Source organism: Gordonia sp. (in: high G+C Gram-positive bacteria) (assembly GCF_012515855.1).
Classification (GTDB): Bacteria; Actinomycetota; Actinomycetes; order Mycobacteriales; family Mycobacteriaceae; genus Gordonia.
On record NZ_JAAYXO010000066.1, the window covers coordinates 1 to 9,149 of the forward strand.

Annotated in this window: 11 protein-coding genes and 1 pseudogene; 3 read left to right on the forward strand and 9 right to left on the reverse strand. The window is 65.8% G+C overall.

The window, feature by feature from the left end; translation table 11 throughout:
• From GX543_RS04540 to rpsH, 8 genes are all read right to left on the reverse strand, one after another.
• The coding region (locus GX543_RS04540; protein WP_290850100.1) for an adenylate kinase at window positions 1-490 on the reverse strand (490 nt) is incomplete at its 3' end.
• On the reverse strand, window positions 487-1,824 hold the full coding sequence (gene secY, locus GX543_RS04545) for a preprotein translocase subunit SecY (RefSeq protein ID WP_290850101.1): 1,338 nt from the start codon (window positions 1,822-1,824) through the stop codon (window positions 487-489). The genes GX543_RS04540 and secY, both read right to left, overlap by 4 nt.
• 229 nt (window positions 1,825-2,053) lie before the next feature.
• Window positions 2,054-2,494 (reverse strand): 50S ribosomal protein L15, encoded by a 441-nt coding sequence (gene rplO / locus GX543_RS04550; RefSeq protein WP_290850102.1) that lies wholly within the window; start codon window positions 2,492-2,494, stop codon window positions 2,054-2,056.
• 2 nt (window positions 2,495-2,496) lie between these two features.
• Window positions 2,497-2,676, reverse strand: coding sequence for a 50S ribosomal protein L30 (rpmD, locus tag GX543_RS04555; protein ID WP_062393706.1), 180 nt, complete (start codon window positions 2,674-2,676; stop codon window positions 2,497-2,499).
• Between the two features lie 3 nt (window positions 2,677-2,679).
• The gene (rpsE, locus tag GX543_RS04560) at window positions 2,680-3,333 is read right to left on the reverse strand and encodes a 30S ribosomal protein S5 (RefSeq protein WP_290850104.1); all 654 of its coding nucleotides are present in this window, start codon (window positions 3,331-3,333) and stop codon (window positions 2,680-2,682) included.
• A gap of 46 nt (window positions 3,334-3,379) precedes the next feature.
• A complete protein-coding gene (gene rplR / locus GX543_RS04565; RefSeq protein ID WP_290850105.1) occupies window positions 3,380-3,775 on the reverse strand; it encodes a 50S ribosomal protein L18 in 396 nt (131 codons plus the stop codon).
• 3 nt (window positions 3,776-3,778) lie between these two features.
• The gene (gene rplF, locus GX543_RS04570) at window positions 3,779-4,315 is read right to left on the reverse strand and encodes a 50S ribosomal protein L6 (protein ID WP_290850107.1); all 537 of its coding nucleotides are present in this window, start codon (window positions 4,313-4,315) and stop codon (window positions 3,779-3,781) included.
• A 15-nt stretch (window positions 4,316-4,330) separates the two neighbouring features.
• A complete protein-coding gene (gene rpsH / locus GX543_RS04575; RefSeq protein ID WP_290850109.1) occupies window positions 4,331-4,729 on the reverse strand; it encodes a 30S ribosomal protein S8 in 399 nt (132 codons plus the stop codon).
• 312 nt (window positions 4,730-5,041) lie between these two features.
• Between rpsH and GX543_RS04580 the strand changes: the two genes are divergently transcribed.
• Together GX543_RS04580 and GX543_RS04585 are read left to right on the forward strand one after the other, a co-directional pair.
• Window positions 5,042-6,460 carry an AIM24 family protein gene (locus GX543_RS04580; protein WP_290850115.1) on the forward strand — a complete coding sequence of 473 codons (1,419 nt, stop codon included), beginning with the start codon at window positions 5,042-5,044 and terminating at the stop codon, window positions 6,458-6,460.
• Between the two features lie 153 nt (window positions 6,461-6,613).
• Window positions 6,614-7,609 (forward strand): type IV toxin-antitoxin system AbiEi family antitoxin domain-containing protein, encoded by a 996-nt coding sequence (locus tag GX543_RS04585; RefSeq protein WP_290850111.1) that lies wholly within the window; start codon window positions 6,614-6,616, stop codon window positions 7,607-7,609.
• A 34-nt stretch (window positions 7,610-7,643) separates the two neighbouring features.
• On the opposite strand, the gene GX543_RS04590 is transcribed toward GX543_RS04585, so the two are convergent.
• A complete protein-coding gene (locus GX543_RS04590) occupies window positions 7,644-8,336 on the reverse strand; it encodes a hypothetical protein (protein ID WP_290850113.1) in 693 nt (230 codons plus the stop codon).
• Window positions 8,337-8,664: 328 nt separating this feature from the next.
• Here GX543_RS04590 and GX543_RS04595 point away from each other — a divergent pair.
• Window positions 8,665-9,149: pseudogene (locus GX543_RS04595) on the forward strand (nitrate reductase subunit alpha); the annotation flags it as partial.

The following is a 9,149-nucleotide window of genomic DNA, read 5'->3' on the forward strand; positions in this document are numbered from 1 at the left end:
CGTCGATCTCGGTGACCTGGTCCGCGTAGTGATCGAGCAGCGGAGCCGTCTCCGCCTCGTACACCGCCATGCGGTTGCGGATGACGTCCTCGGTGTCGTCACCGCGGCCGCGAGCGAGCATGCGCTCCACGACGACCTCGGTGTCGACCTTGAACGAGAGGACGCCGTCGAGCTTGGCCGACAGGTCTTCGAGGATGCCCTCGAGTGCCACCGCCTGCTCCGTGGAGCGCGGGAAGCCGTCGAGAATGAAGCCCTTGGCCGCATCCGGTTCGGCGACGCGGTCGCGAACCATGCTGACGGTGATCTCCGGCGGGACCAGGTTTCCGGAGTCGAGGTACTTCTTGGCCTCGACGCCGATGGGCGTGCCCTGCGAGATGTTCGCACGGAACAGATCGCCGGTGGAGATGTGCGGAATGCCGAGGGCTTCCGACATCAGTTCTGCCTGCGTGCCCTTGCCCGCTCCGGGCGGTCCGAGGATGACGAGTCTCATTTCAGGAACCCTTCGTACTTGCGTTGCATCAACTGGCTGTTCACTTGCTTGATGGTGTCGAGGCCGACGACCACGATGATCAGCAGCGCGGTACCGCCGAACGGAATGTTCTGGCCGGTGCCACCGCTCAGATCCATGAACAGGTTCGGGAGGATCGAGATGATGCCCAAGTACAGCGAACCGGGCAGCGTGATCCGGCTGAGCACGTAGCTCAGGTAGTCGGCCGTCGGCTTGCCCGGACGGATACCCGGGATGAAGCCGCCGTACCGCTTCATGTCGTCAGCGCGTTCCTCCGGGTTGAAGGTCACCGCGACGTAGAAGTACGTGAAGAAGATGATGAGCAGGAAGTAGAACGTGATGTGGAACCAGCTCGACGGGTTGATCAGGTTCGCTTCCAGCCACAGCTTCCAGCCTGCAGTCTCGCCGTCGGTGTTCTGACCGCCGGTCAGCTGCAGGATCAGCTGGGGGATGTACAGCAGCGACGACGCGAAGATGACCGGGATGACGCCCGCGGTGTTCACCTTGATCGGCATGTAGGTGGACGAACCGCCGTACATCTTTCGACCGACCATGCGCTTGGCGTACTGGACCGGGATGCGACGCATGCCCTGCTCGACGAAGACCACCGCGACCAGGATGAGGACGATGGCGACGCAGATCAGACCGAAGGTGAGGCCGCCGCGCTGCTGCAGGATGGTGCGACCCTCTGCAGGGAGGCGTGCCACGATGCCGACGAAGATCAGCAGCGACATGCCGTTGCCGACACCGCGCTCGGTGATGAGCTCGCCGAACCACATGACGAGGCAGGCGCCCGCAGTCATCACCAGGACGATGATCGAGAGGCCCAGGATCGACGTGTCCTGCAGGATCTGGTCGGGGTTGCAGTCCTCGCCGCTGGCGGGGAGGAGGTTGCCGGTGGCGGCCAGGGCGACGATGCCGGTCGACTGCAGCAGTGCCAGCGCCACCGTGAGGTAGCGGGTGTACTGCGTCATCTTGGTCTGGCCGGACTGGCCTTCCTTACGGAGCTGCTCGAACCGCGGGATCACCACGGTGAGCAGCTGAACGATGATGCTGGCCGTGATGTACGGCATGATGCCGATCGCGAACACCGACAGCTGCAGGAGCGCGCCACCGGAGAACATGTTGATCAGCGAGTAGATCTGGCCCGAGTCGCCTTGGCTGGCTGCATCAACACATCGGTTGATCTCGCGGAAGTCCACGCCTGGCGACGGCAGCGTCGCTCCGATGCGATAGAGCACGAGGATGCCGAGGGCGTAGAAGATCTTCTTCCTCAGGTCGGGCGACCTGAAGGTCGCCACGAGGGGGGAAAGCACTAACTCCTCCTATAGCACCGCAGTTCGGTGGGCGCAGTATCGACGGGATACGAGCCTCATCGTGCATGGGCGGTCGACTCGGAAATAACCCGGGCGTCCGACGACGGACGCCCACGGGTGAAACTTTAACAGTCCCAGAACCACCACCGGTCAGGTGCGCGGTGCGGCGACACAATTGTCGCTCGTCCACTCACCTGACCGGATCGGCAGTTCTGCATGCGGCGGAGGCTCAGGCCTGCGTCGCGGTGCCACCAGCGGCGGCGATCTTCTCCTGAGCGGAGCCGGTGAACTTGTCGGCGGTGATGTCGACCTTGACGGTCAGCTCACCGTTGCCGAGGACCTTCACGAGCTCGTTCTTGCGAACGGCGCCGGCCGCGACCAGATCGGCGATACCGATGGTGCCGCCCTCCGGGAACAGACGGGAGATGTCGCCGACGTTGACGACCTGGTACTCCACGCGGTTGCGGTTGGTGAAGCCCTTGAGCTTCGGCAGGCGCATGTGAATCGGCATCTGGCCGCCCTCGAAGCGGGCCGGAACGTTCTTGCGCGCCTTGGTGCCCTTGGTGCCGCGACCAGCGGTCTTACCCTTGGAACCCTCACCGCGACCCACGCGGGTCTTTTCGGTCTTCGCGCCCGGTGCGGGACGAAGGTGGTGCAGCTTAATGGTCATGACTAAACCTCTTCGACTGTCACGAGGTGACGAACCACGTTGATGAGGCCGCGGTTGATCGGAGTGTCCTCGCGGGTGACAGTCTTGCGGATGCCCTTGAGGCCAAGGGTGCGCAGGCTGTCACGCTGGTTCTTCTTGGTACCGACGGTGCCCTTGATCTGGGTGATCTTCAGTTCAGCCATGACTCAGGCTCCCTTGTTAGCTGCAGCGGCTGCGCGGGCGCGCAGCATGCCTGCCGGAGCAACGTCTTCGATCGGCAGTCCACGACGTGCGGCGACCTCTTCAGGCTGCTGCAGCATCTTGAGCGCCGCGACGGTGGCGTGAACCACGTTGATCGCGTTGTCCGAGCCGAGGCTCTTGGCGAGGACGTCGGTGACACCGGCGCACTCGAGGACGGCACGCACAGCGCCACCGGCGATCACACCGGTACCGGAGCTGGCGGGACGCAGCATCACGACGCCGGCCGCAGCCTCACCCTGAACCGGGTGGGTCACGGTGCCGCCGATCAGCGGAACGCGGAAGAAGTTCTTGCGAGCCTCTTCGACGCCCTTCTGAATCGCTGCCGGAACTTCCTTGGCCTTGCCGTATCCGACGCCGACCATGCCCTGGCCGTCGCCGACCACGACGAGTGCGGTGAAGCTGAAGCGCCGACCGCCCTTGACGACCTTCGAGACGCGGTTGATGGTCACCACGCGCTCGAGGTGGTTCTTCTCCTCGCGCTCGCGGCCACGGTTGTCGCGACGATCGCCGCGACCGCGACGCTCTCCACGGTTGTCGTTGCTGTTGTTGCTGTTGTTGCCGGCGGGTCCGTTTCCGCCGTCACGCTGACGTCCGGGCATCAGAGGTCCCCTCCGTTGAACTTGTTGGTCATCTTCATGATCGACATCAGAGCTTCAGGCCTCCCTCGCGGGCGGCGTCAGCCAGAGCCGCGATGCGGCCGTGGTACTTCTTGCCGCCGCGGTCGAAGACCACAGCCTCGATGCCCGCAGCCTTGGCGCGAGCTGCGACCAGCTCGCCGACCTTGGCGGCCTGAGCCGACTTGTCGCCACCTGCGGCGCGCACGTCAGCCTCGATGGTGCTGGCGGCGGCGAGGGTGTGACCGGTCAGGTCGTCGATGACCTGGACGTGGATGTGACGGCTGCTGCGCTTGACCGCCATACGCGGACGCTCAGCAGTGCCGTTGATCTTCTTGCGCAGGCGGAAGTGACGACGGTTGGTCGCGGTGCGACGACGGGTCGAAACGTCCTTGCCGATGGGCTTACGCACAGTTGCTTCACTCATGTCTTACTTACCCGTCTTTCCGACCTTGCGGCGGATCTGCTCACCCTCGTAGCGAACGCCCTTGCCCTTGTACGGGTCCGGACGACGCAGACGACGGATGTTCGCCGAGATCTGGCCGACTAGCTGCTTGTCGATACCCGAGACCGAGAAACGAGTCGGGGACTCCACCGCGAAGGTGATGCCTTCCGGAGCCTCGATCGGCACGGGGTGGCTGTAGCCGAGAGCGAACTCGAGGTCCTTGCCCTTGGCCTGAACGCGGTAGCCGACACCGTAGATCTCCATCTTGGTGGTGTAGCCCTGCGTGACGCCGACGACCAGGTTGTTCACCAGCGAGCGGTTGAGGCCGTGCAGGGCACGGTTCTCACGCTCGTCGTTGGGCCGGGTGACGACGATGTTGTTGTCTTCGGTCGCAACCTCGATCGGCGAGGTGACAGTCAAGCTCAGTTCGCCCTTCGGGCCCTTGACCTTGACGTTCTGTCCGTCGATGGCGACGTCGACGCCTGCGGGAATTGCGATGGGGTTCTTACCAATACGCGACATTTTTCTTCGCTCCCCTTACCAGACGTACGCGAGGACTTCGCCGCCCACGCCCTGGTTCATTGCCTGGCGATCCGTGAGGAGGCCGGACGACGTGGAGATGATCGCCACGCCGAGGCCGCCGAGGACCTTAGGCAGATTGGTGGACTTTGCGTACACGCGCAGACCGGGCTTCGAGACACGGCGAAGACCGGCGATGCTGCGCTCGCGGCTCGGGCCGTACTTGAGGGTCACGGTGAGCTTCTTGCCGACCTCGGCGTCTTCGACGCGGAAGTCGGTGATGTAGCCCTCGCGCTTGAGGATCTCGGCGATGTTCACCTTGATCTTCGACGAGGGCAGCGAGACCTCGTCGTGGAACGCCGAGTTGGCGTTACGCAGACGCGTCAGGAAGTCTGCGATCGGGTCAGTCATGGTCATGGTTCGACCGTCAACCTTTCTCGTAGCGGTTCCCATGCAGCGGTGTCCCCGGAATTTCTCCCGGTTGGCACTGGTGGGCCTTCCACGAAGTGGATAGTTGTGCATTTTCACGCTCGCGATGCCATTGGCTTTTCGCCGGCACCTCGAGCTATATGAAGTTGTGGGCCCTGGGGGCACACTTCACCCAGGCAACCTGAAACATTGTAGGGACTCGAGCGGCCGATCCCCAAATCACCGTCCCCTGACGGCAAGGCTGATCGGCGGGTCAGTCGGGGCGCTGGGCGCTCCCTGCGTGAGTGGCCAGTCGGTACCATCGCTTCTGTGAGGTCCCTGTCTCCCGGCGAGAATCTGCCGCTGCCGTCGTCGAAGGTGATCGTCCAGGTGCGCAGTGCGTCGCCGGTCAACACCTCGGCCCTGCTCCTGACCGCGAACGGTCGGGTTCGGTCCGACGACGACTTCGTCTTCTACAACCAGCCCTCCGCGCGCGGTGTGCAGTACCGCGACGAGGGCGCGGTCGACACGGTCGCCGTCGACACCGTCGGGGTCGAGGCCGCGATCGAGACGATCGCGGTCACCGCCAGCCTCGACGGGACCGGACCCACCTCGTTCGCGACGGCGGGCGCCCTACAGGCCACGGTCTTCGACGCGGCGCGCACACCCGTCGCGGACTTCGTGGTTCCGGGCCTGACGTCGGAGACGGCGGTGGTGTGCCTCGAGGTCTATCGCCGCGGCGACGCCTGGAAGGTCCGTGCCGTCGGACAGGGCTACGACACCGGTCTGGCAGGTCTCGCCACCGCCTTCGGCATCTCGATCGACGAGCCGGAACCCGCGCCGACGCCCGCACCGCGGGTCAGCGATCCGCAGCCGTGGCCCCCGACCACCGCACCGACCACCGCCCAGAGTCGGCCCGGAGCACCGACCCCCGCCCCCGTTCCCAATCCGGCGGTCGCCGCGTCCGCCGCCGTGCCGTCCGCTTCCCCGTCACCAGGAGTGTCCATGCAGAGCGAGTTGTTCGCGCCGTCCCACGCCGAGGTCCAGGACCACGGCATCCAGAAGCAGGGCAGCAAGATGTGCCGCGTCGGCCTCAACGGCGAGGTGATGGCCCGCCAGGGATCGATGGTCGCGTACCAGGGGAACCTGCACTTCGAGGCACTCGGCTCGGGTGGGATGAGCCGGATGGTGCGGCAGGCCATGACCGGCGAGGGCGTCCCGCTGATGAAGGTCAGCGGCCAGGGCGACCTGTTCCTCGCCGACAACGCATCCGAGGTGCACCTCATCGACCTCGACGGCTCGGACGGGCTGACGATCAACGGCGCCAACGTCCTCGCCTTCGAACCGACCCTGTCGTACAACGTCGAACGCATGCGCGGCGCCGGAGCCATGAGCAACGCGGGCATGTACAACTGCGTCTTCCAGGGGCGCGGCCGCATCGCCATCACCACCAACGGCGGTCCCGTGGTGCTGAACGTGTCCGGCGACACCTTCGCGGACCCGCAGGCCGCGGTCGCGTGGTCGTCGAGCCTGCGGACCTCGGTGAAGACGAACGACTCCTTCGGACTCGGCACCCTGATCGGCCGAAGCACCGGAGAACGCTTCACGCTGGCCTTCGGCGGCCAGGGCTTCGTGGTCGTACAGCCGTCGGAGCAGCCGCCGGGCGGCTTCATCGGCGGCACCGGTCAGGGCCAGGATGCCGGTGTCGGCGGCATGCTCGGCGGTTTCCTGGGTCGCTGACCGCGGCTCCCGCGAACTTCACAATCAACAGTGTTCGGCGTGACCACCGGGCGGTCACGCCGAACACTGTTGAAATCTCGCGCGGTCGCCCGAAGTTATCCACAAGCGGATCGATCGCCTTCCGCCGGCGCCCCGTCAGCCCACACTCAGCGCATGGGTATCACCGTGGACGACATCGCTCCTGCACGACTGGCGAGTTTGTTGCGCGACCAAGAGCACACCGTCACGCGCGGACAGGTCCTCGCCTGCGGCCTGGATTCCGCCTACATTCGCCGACGGCTTCGCGGCGGTGCGTGGCGCGCCGTGTACCCGGGCATCTACATCACCCACACCGGGCCGATGACCTGGCTGCAGCGCGCGTGGTGCGCCGTCCTGCTGGCTGCGCCTGCCGCACTCAGCGACGAATCTGCGCTGCTCGTCGCCTCGGGCAACGCCGATCGCCTCGGCGGCAACGACACGATCCACGTCGCGATCGCGTCGGGGAGGCGGATCACCCCGAAGCCCGGCATCGCCTTCCACCACCGGAAGAATCTCGCGGCCGACACCATGGCGAACGCGAAGCCTCCCCGGGTCAGGGTCGAGGAAGCGGTACTGGACGTCGCCGCCCGAGCGACAACCGGTTTGACGGTCATCGCGGCCCTTGCGGATCCGGTGCAGGCCCGGCTCACGACCGCCGGGCGACTCCGCACCGCGCTCGAGCGTCGTCGGCGCATCCGCCATCGCGATCTCATCCGCGACGTCTTGGGCGACGTCGCCGGCGGAACCTGTTCAGCACTGGAGCACCGGTTCCTGACTCGGGTGGAACGCCCGCACGGACTCCCTTCCCCACTGCGGCAAGCCCCGACGACGGTGAGCAAACCGGGGTTCCGCGACCTCGAATATCCCGACCTCGGATTGATCGTCGAGCTCGACGGGCGCCTCTTCCACGACGACGCGCTCTCCCGTGATCGCGACATGGAGCGAGATCTCGACGCTGCGGTATTCGTCGACCGCCGCACGCTCCGACTGTGTTGGGGCCAGGCGACCGTGAGGTCGTGCTCCACCGCCGCAAAACTCAGCCTCGTCATGCGGCGCCACGGATGGGAGAGCACGCCGACGCCGTGCTCATCGCCCGATTGCGACGTTCGCCGGCAACAGTGTTCGACGTGACCACCGGGTGGTCACGTCGAACACTGTTGTTGATTCACGCCGGCGTCGTCGGCCGCGACACGCGCCTCAGCCCGGCATACAGCATCCCGACGAACACCACCGCCCAGACCGCGAAGGCGATCCAGGCTTCCCAGGTGCCGAGGTCGTCGAGCCACTCGGTGCCGCGGATGAAACCGAGCTGACGCGACGACTCGCCGTACATGCCGATGGGGAACACCATGGCCCACAGCGCGCTTCGATAACCGCGCGGCGAATTCGGGCGCGTCCGCTGCCACAGCATCAGCCCGATGATCAGCGGGATCAGCCAGGTGCCGAACGCCCAGATCGCCATGGCGACGCCGCCGACCACATCGCGCGGAAACACGATCTGCTCCTCAGCGGTGCCGAGCACCTCGGCCGCCGCGAGGATCGAGATGGCGCCCGATCCCATGAACACCCAGTACGGTGCGGTCTCGTCGGTCGGCCCGACGCCGACGAAGATCAGGCGAGCACCGACGATCGTCGCCACCAGGATCAGCTGCAGGACACCCAACCCCCAGCACAGGACCGCGAGGGTCGCCGCGACGTCCGAGTGGGCGATCTTCGCGTAGGCCGCGGTCGAGACCGCCACCGACTGCGTTGCGACCACCCAGAGGAACCAGGTGCCGTCGGCGGCGTCGAGTCCGATCCGGTTGCCGCTGCGGCTGATCCCGCCCACCAGCGCGATCAGCACCCCGTACTCCCGCAAGAGCGTTTCCGAGCCGTCGCATACGCACGTTCCGTTCCCATAGGGCGATTCTTCCGCTGCGCTACGAAAGTACCGCGACAGCACCCGCCGCCTACGGCACTTGACAGTGTTCGACGTGACCACCGAGTGGTCACGTCGAACACTGCGGATCAGCCCGACGCATTGTCCGCTTTCAACGACCTCTCCGCAGGAGCTTCGGAAGGAAAGGGACTTCCGACCCCACTGAATTGAGGCCTGCACCCCCATCGCCTACCGCCCAAGTGAGCCGATTGCGGCTGTGAGCCCGTTTCGCACCAAAATTGGCATGCAAGAGTCCTAATGTGAGGCCATGACAGCGTCCGACTCGGTTCAGGGCTCGGCAGCAGGTGCCCTGCTAGACATTGGCAAATTCTTCACCAGATGGGACGAGACCGACGACAGTCGGGCCGTCTTCAGGGAGGGCGGTCGCGCAGGCGACGTCTTCTATCGGGACCGATGGAGTCACGACAAGATCGTCCGGTCGACGCACGGCGTCAACTGCACCGGCTCGTGCTCCTGGAAGGTGTACGTCAAGGACGGGATCATCACCTGGGAGTCGCAGCAGACCGACTACCCCTCCGTCGGCCCCGACAGCCCCGAGTACGAGCCGCGCGGCTGCCCCCGCGGCGCGGCCTTCTCCTGGTACACCTATTCGCCCACGAGGGTGCGCTATCCGTACGTCCGGGGTGTGCTGCTGCAGATGTACCGGGAGGCCAAGCAGAGGCTGGGCGACCCGGTGGCGGCCTGGGCGGACATCGTCTCCGACCCCGAGCGCTCCCGCCGCTACAAACGGGC

Excerpts from the sequence above, each read along its gene's own strand:
- rplO (WP_290850102.1), bottom strand. The coding sequence starts at position 2,494 with ATGACCATTAAGCTGCACCACCTTCGTCCCGCACCGGGCGCGAAGACC.
- rpmD (WP_062393706.1), bottom strand. The coding sequence starts at position 2,676 with ATGGCTGAACTGAAGATCACCCAGATCAAGGGCACCGTCGGTACCAAG.
- rpsE (WP_290850104.1), bottom strand. The coding sequence starts at position 3,333 with ATGCCCGGACGTCAGCGTGACGGCGGAAACGGACCCGCCGGCAACAAC.
- rplR (WP_290850105.1), bottom strand. The coding sequence starts at position 3,775 with ATGAGTGAAGCAACTGTGCGTAAGCCCATCGGCAAGGACGTTTCGACC.
- rplF (WP_290850107.1), bottom strand. The coding sequence starts at position 4,315 with ATGTCGCGTATTGGTAAGAACCCCATCGCAATTCCCGCAGGCGTCGAC.
- rpsH (WP_290850109.1), bottom strand. The coding sequence starts at position 4,729 with ATGACCATGACTGACCCGATCGCAGACTTCCTGACGCGTCTGCGTAAC.
- GX543_RS04585 (WP_290850111.1), top strand. The coding sequence starts at position 6,614 with ATGGGTATCACCGTGGACGACATCGCTCCTGCACGACTGGCGAGTTTG.